15 protein-coding genes are annotated in these 14,590 nt (G+C 58.6%); 5 read left to right on the forward strand and 10 right to left on the reverse strand.

Translation table 11 applies throughout. The features are described 5' to 3' along the window. The first annotated feature begins 48 nt into the window (after nucleotides 1–48). On the forward strand, nucleotides 49–1,512 hold the full coding sequence (locus tag AC5RK6_RS01870; RefSeq protein ID WP_435706304.1) for a class II fumarate hydratase: 1,464 nt from the start codon (nucleotides 49–51) through the stop codon (nucleotides 1,510–1,512). Nucleotides 1,513–1,544: 32 nt separating this feature from the next. Here the strand turns inward: AC5RK6_RS01870 and AC5RK6_RS01875 are convergent, their stop codons facing one another. The 7 genes from AC5RK6_RS01875 to AC5RK6_RS01905 form a co-directional block, all read right to left on the reverse strand. Further along, the gene (locus AC5RK6_RS01875) at nucleotides 1,545–2,486 is read right to left on the reverse strand and encodes an SGNH/GDSL hydrolase family protein (RefSeq protein ID WP_320757973.1); all 942 of its coding nucleotides are present in this window, start codon (nucleotides 2,484–2,486) and stop codon (nucleotides 1,545–1,547) included. Further along, entirely contained in the window at nucleotides 2,487–3,053 is a 567-nt protein-coding gene (locus tag AC5RK6_RS01880) for a dihydrofolate reductase (protein ID WP_320757972.1), read from the reverse strand. Between the two features lie 9 nt (nucleotides 3,054–3,062). Then, nucleotides 3,063–3,863 carry a thymidylate synthase gene (locus tag AC5RK6_RS01885; protein WP_320757971.1) on the reverse strand — a complete coding sequence of 267 codons (801 nt, stop codon included), beginning with the start codon at nucleotides 3,861–3,863 and terminating at the stop codon, nucleotides 3,063–3,065. A 97-nt stretch (nucleotides 3,864–3,960) separates the two neighbouring features. Further along, entirely contained in the window at nucleotides 3,961–4,419 is a 459-nt protein-coding gene (locus AC5RK6_RS01890; RefSeq protein ID WP_320757970.1) for a DUF2505 domain-containing protein, read from the reverse strand. A 98-nt stretch (nucleotides 4,420–4,517) separates the two neighbouring features. Next, nucleotides 4,518–4,907 (reverse strand): hypothetical protein, encoded by a 390-nt coding sequence (locus AC5RK6_RS01895; protein WP_320757969.1) that lies wholly within the window; start codon nucleotides 4,905–4,907, stop codon nucleotides 4,518–4,520. Next, the gene (locus AC5RK6_RS01900) at nucleotides 4,900–5,226 is read right to left on the reverse strand and encodes a helix-turn-helix domain-containing protein (protein ID WP_320757968.1); all 327 of its coding nucleotides are present in this window, start codon (nucleotides 5,224–5,226) and stop codon (nucleotides 4,900–4,902) included. Before AC5RK6_RS01900 ends, AC5RK6_RS01895 begins: the two co-directional genes overlap by 8 nt. A gap of 5 nt (nucleotides 5,227–5,231) precedes the next feature. Next, on the reverse strand, nucleotides 5,232–5,774 hold the full coding sequence (locus AC5RK6_RS01905) for a hypothetical protein (RefSeq protein ID WP_320757967.1): 543 nt from the start codon (nucleotides 5,772–5,774) through the stop codon (nucleotides 5,232–5,234). Nucleotides 5,775–5,903: 129 nt separating this feature from the next. On the opposite strand from AC5RK6_RS01905, the gene galK reads away from it, so the two are divergent. After that, nucleotides 5,904–7,076 (forward strand): galactokinase, encoded by a 1,173-nt coding sequence (galK, locus tag AC5RK6_RS01910; protein WP_320757966.1) that lies wholly within the window; start codon nucleotides 5,904–5,906, stop codon nucleotides 7,074–7,076. Nucleotides 7,077–7,180: 104 nt separating this feature from the next. Here galK and galE read toward each other — a convergent pair whose 3' ends face one another. The 3 genes from galE to AC5RK6_RS01925 all read right to left on the reverse strand — a co-directional run bounded on the left by galE (nucleotide 7,181) and on the right by AC5RK6_RS01925 (nucleotide 11,087). Next, nucleotides 7,181–8,197, reverse strand: coding sequence for a UDP-glucose 4-epimerase GalE (gene galE, locus AC5RK6_RS01915; RefSeq protein ID WP_320757965.1), 1,017 nt, complete (start codon nucleotides 8,195–8,197; stop codon nucleotides 7,181–7,183). A gap of 82 nt (nucleotides 8,198–8,279) precedes the next feature. After that, nucleotides 8,280–9,836, reverse strand: coding sequence for a galactose-1-phosphate uridylyltransferase (locus AC5RK6_RS01920; protein ID WP_320757964.1), 1,557 nt, complete (start codon nucleotides 9,834–9,836; stop codon nucleotides 8,280–8,282). Between the two features lie 66 nt (nucleotides 9,837–9,902). Continuing rightward, on the reverse strand, nucleotides 9,903–11,087 hold the full coding sequence (locus tag AC5RK6_RS01925) for an ROK family transcriptional regulator (RefSeq protein ID WP_320757963.1): 1,185 nt from the start codon (nucleotides 11,085–11,087) through the stop codon (nucleotides 9,903–9,905). A 61-nt stretch (nucleotides 11,088–11,148) separates the two neighbouring features. Here AC5RK6_RS01925 and AC5RK6_RS01930 point away from each other — a divergent pair, with 61 nt between their 5' ends. The 3 genes from AC5RK6_RS01930 to AC5RK6_RS01940 all read left to right on the forward strand — a co-directional run bounded on the left by AC5RK6_RS01930 (nucleotide 11,149) and on the right by AC5RK6_RS01940 (nucleotide 14,518). Continuing rightward, the gene (locus tag AC5RK6_RS01930) at nucleotides 11,149–12,147 is read left to right on the forward strand and encodes a carbohydrate ABC transporter permease (RefSeq protein WP_320757962.1); all 999 of its coding nucleotides are present in this window, start codon (nucleotides 11,149–11,151) and stop codon (nucleotides 12,145–12,147) included. Between the two features lie 18 nt (nucleotides 12,148–12,165). After that, nucleotides 12,166–13,080, forward strand: coding sequence for a carbohydrate ABC transporter permease (locus tag AC5RK6_RS01935; protein WP_320757961.1), 915 nt, complete (start codon nucleotides 12,166–12,168; stop codon nucleotides 13,078–13,080). A gap of 73 nt (nucleotides 13,081–13,153) precedes the next feature. Then, nucleotides 13,154–14,518 carry an ABC transporter substrate-binding protein gene (locus AC5RK6_RS01940; RefSeq protein WP_320757960.1) on the forward strand — a complete coding sequence of 455 codons (1,365 nt, stop codon included), beginning with the start codon at nucleotides 13,154–13,156 and terminating at the stop codon, nucleotides 14,516–14,518. Nucleotides 14,519–14,590 lie beyond the last annotated feature (72 nt).

The raw sequence follows: 14,590 nt of genomic DNA on the forward strand, positions 1-14,590 counted from the left end.
CCAGGTGGACTGACCGTTCTCAGCTGGATAGGCACTACCCTTGGAATTATGACGAAGGATCAGCTCACCGGCGCGGACGGCACCGCCGCCGCACCTAAGCCCGCCGCGGCTCAGCTCACCCGCACGGAAACGGATTTGATGGGTCCGGTTGAGGTGCCCGCCGCGCACTATTGGGGCGCGCAGACCGCTCGCTCGCTTCAGCATTTCCCCATCGGCGGGCAGCGTTACACCTGGGGTGGCCCCCTTATTCACGCGTTTGGGTTGCTCAAAGGCGCTGCTGCTCGTGCGAATGCCGAGCTCGGGGTGCTTGATCCGCAGCTCGCCACCCTTATTACCGCGGCCGCCAGCGAGGTTGCTGAGGGTGTTCTTGACGCGGAATTTCCGCTCAAGGTGTTCCAGACAGGTTCGGGCACCCAAACGAATATGAACGCCAATGAGGTGATTGCGGCGCGTGCGAATGAAATCGCCACCGGGCAGCGCGGCGGGAAAAGTCCGGTGCACCCCAATGACCATGTCAATAAGGGCCAGTCCTCGAATGATGTGTTCCCCACTGCGATGTATGTGGCGGTGGCTCGCCAGGCGCACCGCCAGCTTATCCCGGCGGTGGAGAGCTTGGCGGCCACGTTCCGCGCTCGCGCGAGCCGCTTCGCGGATGTGGTGATGGTGGGGCGTACCCATCTGCAGGATGCCACCCCGATCCGCTGGGATCAGGTGGTGGGCTCCTGGGCGGCGCAACTGGAGAGCGCGCTCGCGGGGGTGCGGGCAGCGGCGGCGGGCCTGTACCGAGTGGCGCTGGGCGGGACCGCGGTGGGCACCGGTCTGAATTCGCATCCGCGTTTCGCGGCGCGGGTCTGCGAGCTGCTCGAGGAGGCTACCGGCTTGCCGTTCCGCCCGGCGGATGATCTTCCCGCGGCTCTGGCTGCCCACGATGACCTCGTGACTTTTTCGGCAAGTTTGCGCACTTTGGCCGCTGCATCCATGAAGATTGCTAACGATATCCGCTGGTATGCCTCGGGCCCGCGTACCGGCATCGGCGAGATCGCGATCCCCGATAACGAGCCGGGTTCTTCGATTATGCCGGGCAAGGTGAATCCAACCCAGGCGGAGGCTCTTACTCAGGTGTGCGTCGCGGTTTTCGGTTATGACGCCGCGGTGGCTTTCGCAGGCTCGCAGGGCAATTTCCAGCTCAATGTGTACAAGCCGGTCATGGTGTTTTCGGTGCTGGAGGCATTGTGCCTGCTCGGCGACGCCCTGCGCACTTTCGAACGTTTCTGCGCGGCAGGCATCACCCCGCGCACCGGCGTCATCTCCGCGCACCTGGACCGGAATCTCATGTTGGTCACGGCACTTGCTCCTCATATTGGGTACGACGCCGCAGCTAAGCTGGCGCGCGCAGCTCAGGCCAGTGGGGCTTCACTACGGGAGGTTGCGCTTGCTTCGGGGCAGGTCAGCGCGGCGGATTTTGATACCTGGGTGAATCCAGCGGCTATGACTGAGCCGGAAGCTAGCTAGGTGTGCGGCGCCCGGAAGCCGCTACCGCAGGTCTACTCGGATAGCAGTGCTCGGGCGGGAGGTGACGGTGTTGCCGGAGTGCTTTCGGGGATAGCGGGGACGGCGAAACCGGCTCCGGCGAGGAGTTCGCGCAGGTAGGCGTGTATTTCGCGGTACCCGCGCGCGGTGGGATGCATCCACGCTTGAACATCTGAGGATGAGAAGGGGGAGACCAGCCACGCTTCTTCGTTATCGCGGAAGGCTTGGGCGCGCGGTTCGTGCCCGGCGAATAATGCGTGGGTGGAGGCGAAGAGGAAACGTTTGGATCCGGTTTCTTTCCGCATCTGGGCGGTGACGCGTTCTTGCATGGCGTCAGCGGCATCCTGGAGCTGGGCGAGGGCGGCCCCGGCATCGTAGCTTTCCACCACCGGAGGGATGCGGTAGGAGTGTTCCGCGAAAAGCCTCGGGTAGCCGACCAGGATAGCGGTGGCCTGGCCGTGGGAGGCGGTATCGATGGCCCGCAGGATCTCTAGGGTGGATTCTTCGATAGCCGGGAGTGCCGCGGTGGCTGCATTCATGGCTTCTTCGCAGCTATTCGGGGTACGGAGCACGAAGCACGAGCTGATGATCCGGGCGAAGTTGGCGTTGTTGCCGCCGGCGGTGAGGAAAACGACTGAAGTATCCGGGGTGACGGCACTAACTTGTTCGGCAATGTCGGATGTTCGTGCTCCGGAGCACGAGGCGTTGGTATAGCTGGCGCCGAGTTCACGGGCGAGCGGAGCGGAGTAGTTATCCGGGGAGCGCCGGCAGGTATCTTCTTCGTAAGTGCCGGCTCCGTTACCGGAGGAAAAAGAATCACCTAGTTGCACGATGGCGGTGATGGGCCGCGGGGTGGGGGAGGGCGGCGCGCCCGCGTTGCCGGTGGGAGTGCAGGCTGCGCAGCTGAGCGCCACGGCGGCAAGAACGCCAGCTGCCCGCGCGCCCACACGCAGCATTTAGGCCACCTGCCAGGCCGCATCCGGGGTAACGGGGAGTAGATTTTCCGGGATGGAAACACCGGGGCGAGCCCAGACTTCGTATCGATAGCGCAGCCCGGCGCGCGAGGCGTGCCAGCCTTCATGAGCGTTTCCCGGTGAGCAGAGCCGCAGCTCCCATTCCGGGGTGATTGCGGGCGCGAAAATATCAGCATCCACATCTGCATCGATAACGGTGCGGATAAGCACCTGTGAATAGTCCCGGGTTTCGGCATAGACCCCGGCACCCCCGCATACCCAAGCCGCATCCGCCCCGGTAGCACGGGCCAGCGTGAAGGCCTCCTCAAGATTCGAGGCGAGCTGCGCACCGGGAACCCCAAAATCTTCCTGCGTGCTCACCACGATGGTGGGGGAGTGCGGCATGGGCCGTCGCCCCGCCGAAATCCAGGTTTTCCGCCCCATGATAACGGGCCGCCCGCGCACCGCCGCTCGGAAAAAGGCCGAATCTTCCGGAACGTTCCAGGGCAGCCGCAAACCCTTCGCGAGGGCATGACCGTGTGCTTCCGCCCAGATTTGTGCAATGAGCATAGCTTCCTCCTAGACCGAGACCGCGCCGGTGAGCTTGGGGTGGTGCTGGTAGCCCTGGGTGGCCGAAATATCATCCATCTCATAAGAGAAGAGGGAATCGGCTTTGCGCAGCTCCAGGGTGGGGAAGGGATAAGGTTCGCGCGAGATCTGTTCGCGCACCTGATCGAGGTGGTTGAGGTAGATATGGCAGTCCCCACCCGTCCACACAAAATCACCAACATCCAGACCAACCTGCTGGGCGATCATATGGGTGAGCAGGGAATACGAGGCGATATTGAAAGGCACCCCGAGGAACATATCCGCGCTGCGCTGGTAGAGCTGGCAAGAAAGCTTGCCATCCGCCACGTAGAACTGGAAGAAAGCATGGCAGGGCTGGAGCGCCATCTTATCCAGATCCGCCACATTCCACGCAGAGACGATCATGCGCCGCGAATCCGGGTTGGTACGTAAGGTTTCCAAGAGCTGGGAAATCTGATCGATATGCCGGCCATCCGGCGCGGGCCAGCTACGCCACTGATAGCCGTAAACCGGGCCGAGCTCCCCATGTTCATCAGCCCACTCATCCCAAATGGTGATGCCATTGCGCTGCAACCACTCAATATTGGTAGATCCGCGCAAGAACCACAGGAGTTCTCCCTTGATGGGCTTCATGGCCACGAACTTGGTGGTGATACGCGGGAAACCATCAGCCAGGTGGTAGCGCAGCTGGCGCCCGAAGACAGAGAGGGTACCCGTGCCGGTGCGGTCCCCCTTGCGAGTTCCGTTGGCGAGGATATCTGCAAGCAGATCTTCATATTGGCGATTAATCATGAACCCATCCTACGTGGCAACTACGACAGAAAAATTGGCTGCGAAAAAGCTACCCGGCCGGGCCGCGCTGGGAGAGGCAGCATGCCGGGTGAGCATCTTAGCCCTGCGCGATGATCTCGCGGATAAGCGCGGCGTCGCGCTCCACCACTTTCGCGGCGTACTGGGCCACCTTCTCCTCAATTTTCTTGCCGACGAAGGGAATGGAGACCCGCACCTCACCGGTCACCGTGACCGTGGCCGGCCCGGAACCAGCAACCTGGAAATCAGCGCTGGCGTGGACGGGAAGTTTGGCTTCCAGCTGCGCTGCGACGTCGTTCCCACTGCGGGTAAACACGATACTGGCGGCTAAACCGGAAGAAAGGAACCGCCGAGCCTGTGCGGGAAGCTGTTCGGCATCCACCCGCACCGTGAGGACTGCGCGCTCGGCGCCGGGTGTGAAGGAGGACGGTTGCGTGTGGAGCGCGGCGAGACGGCGGTTGGCGAGTTCTTCGGACATGAGGACGGTGGCGACGGCGCTCGCGGGGGCGTCGATTTCATACGAATGGGAAAACTGCATGGCTATATTTTCCTGCATGAGCGCGGCGCGAGGAAAGCTCGGCCGGTTTTTTCAGCGCAGAGCCGGAGAAGTGGGGCGCTGGTAGCCAGTGTGGAGATCTATCGCTGAGCGCTTTTTTCCGGTTTGAACATCGGCAGGCCGGTGAGGGAAAGCCCCACCGCTTGCGCGACGTCGAGTAGTTTTGTGGCCATGATCGGCCATACAAGATCGATGAGTTCTGAGGTAATGTCCTGGTGCTTGTCTTCCAGGTTTTCAATACGCACGCGTGCCGTGACCTCGGACAGGTACACTTCTTTACCTTGGAATGTGGCGACAAGATTCATGGTGACATCAGCGGTGGAAACGCCCGCAGTGTCTTCGTCGAGATCAATAAACCGCGTATGTACGTCCAAATGGCTTCCGAGATCGCGCTGGTTATCGTTGTAATATTTGGTCGTTTTGCCGGAAACCTCGATAAAACTAATATCCGTGATGTTGTCTCTAAGCATTGTCCTTGATCCGTTTCTTTTCACCAGTGTTGAGGCTTCCATCCCAACCGAAAGTGGTGTCCTGCTCGTCTAGGTCTTTCACGTCGTAGTCGATGGAAACACCGATAGCGACCGCGTAGGAATGCAGCTCCTGCAGTGTCGGATTCACGGCCCTTAACTCTAAATCTGTCACTGACTCCGGAGTGGTAGCTAGCCTTCTAGCAACAATCTCCCTCGGTATTTGTTTGGCTTCACGCAGAAATTGAAGCTTTTCGAATAATCGACGGTTCCGTTTGGCTTGCTCGTACGATCTCTCTACAACCTCGGCGAAGAAATCCATGCTGCTCATCCTCCCTCTGATGTATTACCGCTCCGCCAATTTATTAACCAGGATTCTCCTCTGTTTTGCGCCAGGGAGATGCTCACATTTTGTTGCTCTTTCCAGTTGTCGGAGTTTTCTTTGGCTCCAAGACATAGAGAAACCATGCCGCCCCACTCGGCGGGTTCTCCATAATACAGCCGAACTAAAAACTGTCTGGAGTTGATTCTGTACGGAATGGGGAGCCGAATTTCTGCAACGCCAGGCTGGCTTTTACAGGCAGTAGCTTCTTTTGATGATAGTTCACCGAGAGAGGCTTGCTCGAGGTATTCCCGTAAGTGCCCGGCTAACGTTGCTGTGACGAAAAACGCTTCTGGGTCATTGCCGAATAAACTGCGTAGCTCGTTGAGATCTTTTCGCAGCCAGCATTGGGGATTTGTCCAGGCAAGTCCTACTCCACAGTGTTTGTCCCAGGGATGTGCCCATTCGTATATGCGCACAGACTCGCTTGCACCCCTATTGGAACGGGAGCGCAAGTTTTTCGGGTCAGCCAACCGGAACTTATGCATGTCCTCATTGTGACATAAGTCGGCCTTCCGGACACTACCTCTGGGAACCCCAGGGAATCTAGGGATCACCTATTCCGCTCTGGTAAACTTGGCTTGTTTCTCAACGACGAGCGAGCATAGGGACACTCAATGTCATTAGCTTTCACCGCTGCGTGGGATACCGCCGAAGGAACTCGGCGGGCTCAGGAGCTATTCACCCGGACTTTTAGCGAAACGGCTGAGCGCGTGGCTTTCGCACCCGGGCGAGTCAATCTTATTGGCGAACACACCGACTACAACGCCGGGCTGTGCCTCCCCATCGCGCTACCGCACCGCACCTACGTTGCCCTGAATGTGCGCAGCGATAACCGTATTCGGCTGATATCCGAGCACGGCGAACTCTGGGAGGGACACGTTGAAGATATCAATCCCGCTATGCCGGGATCGTGGATCGCCTATGCTGCCGGACCCGCCTGGGCATTAGATGTACAGCGCGGCTACGACGCGGCTATCGTCTCCTGTGTTCCGCTGGGAGCAGGGCTTTCCTCTTCGGCAGCCCTCGAATGCGCCATGGCATGCGCCATCAACCCGTGCCTCATTCAGGAAGATCCGAACGCTGTTGTTACTGCCTGTATTCGCGCGGAAAACGAAGTAGCGCACGCGCCAACAGGCGGAATGGACCAAACGGTATCCGTTTTCGGGAACGACGGCGCAGCCGTTGCGCTCGATTTCCACTCCCACACACACAGCCTTATTCCCGCAGATTTCGCGGCAGCCGGACTGCAACTGGTTGTCATCAATACCCGCGCCAAGCACTCCCTATCAGACGGGCAATACGGAAATCGCCGCCAGGAATGCGAAGAAGCCGCGAAGCTTCTGGGGCTGAGCTCCCTGCGCGAAGCAAGCGTGGAGGATATCGATAGGATCAACGGAGTGCATGCCCGGCGTGCGCGGCACGTCATCACCGAAAACGTCCGTGTTACCCATGCCATCGAAGCCCTGAGGGCAGGTGATTTCCACACCCTTGGCAAGCTGTTCAACGAATCACACGTATCGCTACGCGATGACTTCGAGGTCTCCTGCCCCGAACTGGATTGCGTGGTCGAAGCAGCATGCCAGCACGGCGCCCTGGGCGCTCGCATGACCGGCGGCGGATTCGGTGGTTCCGCAATCGCGCTCGTTCCGCTCGACAAAGTAGAGGCGCTCGCTGCCGGCGTTATGGAAGCGGCCGCAGCACGCGGATTCCCCACCCCGGAACTACTGCTAGCGCAGGCAAGCTGCGGGGCCCGCCTGGTCAGCGGAGAAACCGATGGCGCTCAATAAGAGCGCAAAGTAGTATCGGCCGGTCATCCGAATGGGGGATACCGGCCAATACCCGCGGTGTCGAAGAGACGTTCAGGGGAACGAAGGAAACGAAGATACGCTGCTCAGCCCCGCAACCCCGCGGGATTCATTCTCTGCCAGTGCAGGGAGGAGGTCGCCATCTCATCAAGGGAATGGGTGGCTCGCCAGCCCAATTCCCGTGCGGCTTTACTGGCATCGGCATAACTGGAAGCAATATCGCCTGGCCGCCGGGCGACCACCCGGTAGGGAATTTTAATCCCGGCTGCCTTTTCATAGGCGTGAATAACCTCCAAAACTGAGGAGCCGTGACCGGTACCCAGGTTATATACGTACACCCCCGGCGAATTGACCTTGTCAACCGCAGCAACGTGCCCGCGCGCTAAATCAACAACGTGGATATAATCCCGTACGCCGGTACCGTCCGGGGTGTCATAGTCATCACCAAACACCTGGACGTGGTCAAGTTCCCCTACCACTACCTTCGCCACATACGGCGTGAGATTAGCGGGGATACCCTTGGGATCTTCCCCGATCAAGCCACTGGGATGGGCGCCAATAGGATTGAAATACCGCAGCAGCACTACCGTCCAGTTCGGGTCAGCCTTCTGGATATCCTCCAAAATTTGCTCGGTCATCACCTTGGTTTGCCCGTACGGATTCGTGGCTTTCCCCGCCGGAGACTCCTCGGTGAGTGGCAAAGATACCGGATCTCCATAAACGGTGGCAGAACTAGAAAAGACAATCTTCTTCACCGAATGGGCTTGCATGACAGACAGCAATGCCAGCGCCCCGCCAATATTATTCTCGTAATACTTGAGCGGTTGCGCCACGGATTCACCCACCGCTTTGAAACCAGCAAAATAAATGACCCAGTCAATCGGGTGGCGGCTAAAAACCTGGTCGAGAGCTTGCGCATCACGAACGTCAATGTCGTAAGCGGGGAGGTCGTGATCGGTAATCCGGCGCACGCGCTCCACGGCTTCCGGGCTGGAATTCGCGTAATTGTCCACGCACACCACGTTGTAGCCCTGTTCAAGGAGTTCAATACTCGTGTGGGTGCCGATATAGCCAGCACCTCCAGCTACTAAAACAGTTGTCATCACTAACCTCTTTTCACAAACCTGTTGTCTTGTTCTGTGCGGACGTGCCGCATTGAAGCTTGCGACCTAATGCCTTGCGGTATCACGCTTGCGGATACCAGCCGCATTCGGACAGGAAGCTCGCGGTATCCGCTTCGCTCGGGAATACGGCGGTGTTTTCGAGAATTCGAACGCAGACGCTACCCAGTTCGGTCCGGATCGCATCTTCCACACTTTCCTTATCACGGGCACCACCGAGCAGCTGGCGGATCTCCTCAAAAATCATGGCGAATTCCGGAAGCTCCTCGGGCAGTTTGTGCCCATCCTCCAAAGCTTGCGCGAGCAGCGCGAGCTGACGCTGCAGACGCGCCGGCAAAATAAACAAGCCCTGAGCTTCGATCAGACCGATGGACTCCTGCTTGACGGGGAAAAACTCCGGGTGCGCGTGGAAAACCCCCTGCGGATAGCGCTCACTGGTGATATTCGAGCGCAAAATGATGTTCATTTCGTAGCCGCGCGCGGTACGCACACAGGTGGGCGATACCCCGGAATGCTGCCCTTCTGCGTCCCGCGGAATAATGCCGAGCTGCTCATTCGTATAAGTATTCCAGGCCCGAGTGATGCCGTAGCTGGCCCGCGTCACGGCAGCGCGGTCACGCCCCACAACGCGCAGCACACTTCCGGGCCATTCCACACTTTCTAGTACGACGGCGCACTCCTCTGCCGAGGTATAGCTCTGGCGGGCAGGGGTGGTGTGGAGGGGAAGAGTTTCCAGGCCACCCTGATAGTGATCATGCCCGAGCACGGATCCTCCGATCCGGGGAAGGGTGGCATTGCAGCCAATAAAGTACCCGGGGAATGCATCAACGAAGTCCATGAGCCTGTCAAAGGTAGCTTCGTCGATATGCATGGGGATGTGCTCAGTGTTTACCGCTATCCCGTGCTGCGTGAAATATCCGTAGGGGGAGAACTGCCAGAACCAATCCTGGCCGGCTAAATGTAAGGGCACCGTGCGGAGAGTCGCTTTAGAGCGCCCCGCAAAACCTTCGTTCTCCGGGCAGATCGTGCATTTGGGATAGCCGCCCGCAAGGGAATTCCCACTTGCCGCGGTACGCGGGTCCTTGAACTCGGGCTTGGCCAAATTGATGGTGATAATCAGGCCGTTAGATTCGAAACGTGGATTGCGATCAAGCACGCTGCGTTTCACGTAGTCATTTGCCACGCCGTAGTTATAGAACCACTCCATCGCCGCCCGGCCCCCCGCAGAATTCTTCAGAGCAGCAAACTTGGAGCGGATAACGGAGGGCGGGATGCTCACGATTCCCATAACCCTATCGGCCATGGCTGCCCGGCCACCCGTCTCAATGAGGCCGGCCTTCTCGCACGAGTCTAGAAACTCGCTCAGCACGTTATCGGGCCGGCCACCGTGCACGGGATTCGCATCCCTTGGGTCCGCGGGTGCGGACTCTGCCCCCGGATCGCTATCGAGCAAAGCTAGGACTTCTTCCGCTCCGGGGTACGAATCTAGAGAAAAAATCTCAAAGATCCGATTGCGGGTCAGGGTGATATCGCGGGCGTCAAGATCTAGATAGTCCTGGGCGTAGGCGAGCAGGGCATCGATGCTGCGGTACACCGGGAGGAGGTGTGGGGGAGGTGTCATGGCCACTTCTTCCGCTGAGGACGTGCCGCCCAGCCAACCCGGACAACCACGTCAAAATCGAACTAGTTATCTACGGTAGATTTCTTGGAAACCTTGGACGGATGGGAATACTTCCGAGGAAGAAGCCATCTGCGTAAGGTCATCGGTCAGGGTGTCTAATCCTTGCCGCAACGCACCTAAGCAAATAGCGCGCGGGCCCAGGGCTGATACGGAAACTTCCGGCATAATTGGGCAGATTCGCCGTAAGTTCTCGATGAATCGCTCCAAGAACGTATCCGCGTAGGCGGAGTATTTCCCGCCTACCACCACATGGGATGGAGCAAGCGCGAGGATCATGGCGGAAGCTCCCAGGGAGAGAGCATCGGCGAAGTCATCAACGAAGTCACGGGCGCGCGGATCGCTATCTACACTCTCGAAAATCTTGGTGCGGGAGGGGACTTCACCCGCGGGGTACAGCTCCCGGGCATGTGTTGCCGCTTCGATATCGCGCCAGCGTAACACTCCAAGTTCGCCAATAAGGCCGGCTCCACCCCGCAGCCCGCGGTGGATACGCCCACCCACGATGGCGGCCGCTCCGGTACGTTCACCGGAGAGGATATACACCACTTCGTCGTGGCCCTCCGCGGCTCCCTGCCAGGCTTCCCCGAGGGCACCGAGGGCGCAATCCCCGGCCACCACCGTGTGGCAGCCCAGCCTGGTGGAGATCTGAGCTGCGATATTGCTGCCCTGCCACCCGGGCATTCCACTGCCGCCGAAGTACTCAACTGCGCCGTCGTTAATGACACCGGGTGACGCGACCGAACAAAGTGTAATATCTCTCACGTCTAGTTTCGCGTCCGCGACAGTGCTTCGCCCCAGATCAACGGCCGCGTCAACACGCTCATTAGCCACCTGAGCTGCGGAAAGTTCGCAGGTGCGCTCCCCAAGAACCTCGCCCCTGGCATTGCAGAGCATGGCGGTGCAATGGTGCGCGCCAATATCTAAACCGAGCACGTAAACGGCGTGCTCGTCCAGCACCCAGCGCACCGCCGGGCGCCCCAGGGTGTTTTCGGGCTCCAGCTGTTTGAGCCAACCCAGATCATCAAGATCGGCCACGATGCTTTCCGCGGCCGGCCGTGTGACGCCAATTTTCCCCGCAATTTCCGCGATAGTCTGCGATTCGTGCACCAGGTACTGACACGCCGCGAGGAGGTTCATGCGACGCTGCACCCTGCGGGTCACCGCAGCAGGGAACTTCGAAACGTTTGACATACTAAAGAAACTAACGTAATAATGTTCGCGAGGCAACCGGTAACCAGATACTGGATACGCAATGAAGCGAAAACCTGCCCCGGCAGGTATGGAGGCGATGATGCACACAGCCGCAGCTACAGCCGAGAATGGCGTAGTACCCGCACGAAAGAAACCACGCGCGCAGGGAACTCCGCGCGGGAGCCGCTTCCACCGGAAAGGGGAGGGGCGCGCGGCGGTACTCTTCCTGGCCCCGGCAGTTATCGGATTCGTGGTCTTTTACCTCATCCCGATTGTGCGCGGTATCCACATGTCCTTTACCGATTGGAACCTGCTCGAGGACGCAAAATGGGTGGGATGGGATAACTACGCGCGGCTTCTCTCGGATGACACCTTCCTGAACTCCATCAAGGTGACGGTCATATACGTGCTCGTGAATATCTCCACCCAGACCATCCTGGGGCTCGGCATTGCCTTCCTCATGCAAAAGGTTTCGCAATCCACTCTGGTGCGTTCCGTTTTGCTCCTACCCTGGCTCGTTCCCAATGTCACGATCGCGGCCATCACGCTGTTCATCCTCGATCCCACGGTTGGCCTGCTCAACCACATCATCGGTTTTATCGGGGTCGGTCCCATTTCCTTCTACGGCAACCCGGATATCGCAATCTATACCGTGGCTTTGGTGAACTCCTGGCGCAATATGGGCTATACCGGATTGCTGCTTTTCGCGGGAATGCAAACAATTCCCCGCATGATCTACGAAGCCGCGGAAACGGAAGGCGCCTCCACCTGGCAAACGTTCCGCCACGTCACCCTCCCGCTGCTCCGCCCGATCCTCGTCATGGTTGTGGTGGTCTCCATGATCGGTTCCTTCCAGATCTTTGACACCGTTTCGGTTGCCACCTCGGGCGGGCCGGGGAACTCAACCCGGGTGATCTACCTGTATATCTACGAAAAAGCTTTCGAACAATTTGATATGGGCTACGCCTCCGCGATGGCAGTGGTGCTCATGCTGGCCTTGGTTGTCATTACCATCATCCAGCTGAGGCTCGCTCGCTCCAACGAATCCGATATGAACTAAGGGGCTGGAGGAAGAACAATGAAGACGATCGCACGCACAACAACGAAAAAACGACACCAGCCCGTAACAGCCCGAAAAGTGGCCGGATGGGGATTGCTTATCCTTCTCATTATTGTCACGGTTCTTCCGCTCCTGTGGGCACTGCGTACCGCGCTCACGCCCAATTCGGAAATTTTCTCCGGGAACTATTCACTCATCCCCGAGAACGCCACCACCATCAATTTCCGGCGGGTGTTGGGCATGACCACTCCGGAAGAAAGTGTGGCCGCAGGAGGTACGGCGGCAACCATTAACTTCTGGCTCTATATGCGCAACTCGCTGCTCTTCGTGGCGATTCTGGTTATCGCTCAGGTAACTACATCCACCATGGCTGCCTACGCGCTCTCACGCCTGCACTTCCGCGGCCGGGACACTCTTTTCGTCACGCTGTTGGTGGCACTCATGATTCCCCCGATCTTCGTGGCCCTTCCCAACTTCGTGCTCATGGACAAGCTGGCGTGGATCAACACCTTCCAGGGCTTGCTCGCCCCGTACGTGCTCATCTGCCCCTTCGGAATCTTCTTCCTGCGCCAATTCATGCTTTCCCTACCTAGGGAAGTGGAAGAAGCCGCCATGCTCGACGGTGCGAGCCGGTGGACGGTTTTCCGGAAAATGATCGTGCCCATGTGTGCTGCACCCATCACCACGCTCGCGATTATTCAAGCGGTATTCGGATGGAACGAATACATGTGGCCCCAGCTCATTGCCAAGGGCGACTCCGTGCGGCTCCTCAACGTGGCCCTGTCCGTTTTCGCGCAGTCCTCACCCTCCACCCGCCCCGATTGGGCCGGGCTCATGGCCGCGGCGACCTTGCAGATCATCCCGATGTTCATCTTGCTCATTATCTTCGGCAAGCGCCTAGTTAACTCTCTTGGTTTGACCGCCGCGAAATAGGCGGGCACAAGTCAAGTACCCAAAAATTGAAATAAGAACGACGACGACGTCAACCCACGAGAAAGGAACTCAGATGCGCAAGGTAACGCAGCTGTTTGCCGTAGGTGCAACTATGTGCCTCGCATTGGGAGCGTGCTCCAATGGCACCTCCGTATCCCAAGGTAAAACCGACTCCGGAAAGGACTCCACCTCCAAAGAAGTCACCTACCGGCTCTGGGACGCTGGCCAGCAGGCCACCTACCAGAAGTGCGCGGTTGCTTTTGAAAAGGAAACCGGTATCAAGGTCAAGATTGAACAGCAGGGCTGGGATGACTACTGGAAGAATCTGACTACCGACCTTGTTTCTGGCACAGCGCCGGATGTTATTACCAACCACGTTCAGTACTATCCCGAGTTGGCAGGTAAGGGTCAGCTCCTAGATCTCAACCAGTATATGAAAGATGGGGAGATTGATTTCTCCAAGTACACCGGCGAACTGGCGAACCTCTGGGTCAAGGACGGTAAGCGTTACGGTATCCCGCAGGACTGGGACACCATCGCCTTTGTCTACAACACCAAACTGACCGAAGAAGCCGGTGTCTCCGCCGATGAGCTCAAGAAGCTCACCTGGAATCCGCAAGACGGCGGCACCTTCGGCAAACTCATCGCTCATCTGACCATTGATAATAATGGCAAGCGCGGTGATGAACCCGGTTTCGACAAGAACAATGTCAAGGTTTACGGCTGGGGTCTGGAAAAGGGCGGCGGGATCGTCGGCCAGGGCCAGTGGTCGTGGTTCGCTCTTTCCAATGGCTTCAAGTACCTCGATAAGAATCCCTTCGGCACCGAGTACAAGATGAACGATCCCAAGCTCGCTGAAGCAATGGCCTGGTGGCAAAAGCAGATTGAAGCCGGCTACGTTACCCCGTTGGAAATTGCAGGTCCGCTGGGCCTGGAACCCATGATGGAGCAGGGCAAGGCTGCGCTGGTTCCGGATGGATCCTGGCGTATCAAGATGTGGTCCAGCTCGGAGAAGAACAAGTTTGCTTTCGCTCCGCTTCCCGAAGGTCCGCAAGGCCGTAAGACTATCATTAACGGCCTGGCTCCCTCCATCACCAAGCAGGCTAAGAACCCCGAAGCCGCGTTCCAATGGGTCAAGTTCCTTACCTCGGATAAGTGCCAGTCCATCGTTGCGGAAGATGCGGTTGTTTTCCCCTCGCTGACCGAATACTCCGAGAAGGCCGCCCAGGCGCATGAGAAGGCAGGCCGGGACGTTTCGGCATTCACCGAAATCACCAAGGATGCCTCCAACCTCGCCTACTACCCGATCACCGATAAGGGCAATGAGATCGCAACGGAAGGCCAGGTCACCTTCGATGAGATCGAACAGCTCTCCGTTGAGCCGGCCGAGGCACTGGCCAAGCTCAATGACAAGGTGAACTCCATCCTCACCAAGTAACCCCCATTACCTACACGGCGGGGTGCGGTTAGGCACTCGAGCAAACCGTACCCCGCTGCATATTTTTCGCGG

The organism is Actinotignum sp. usb-actsch-213 (genome assembly GCF_059085665.1).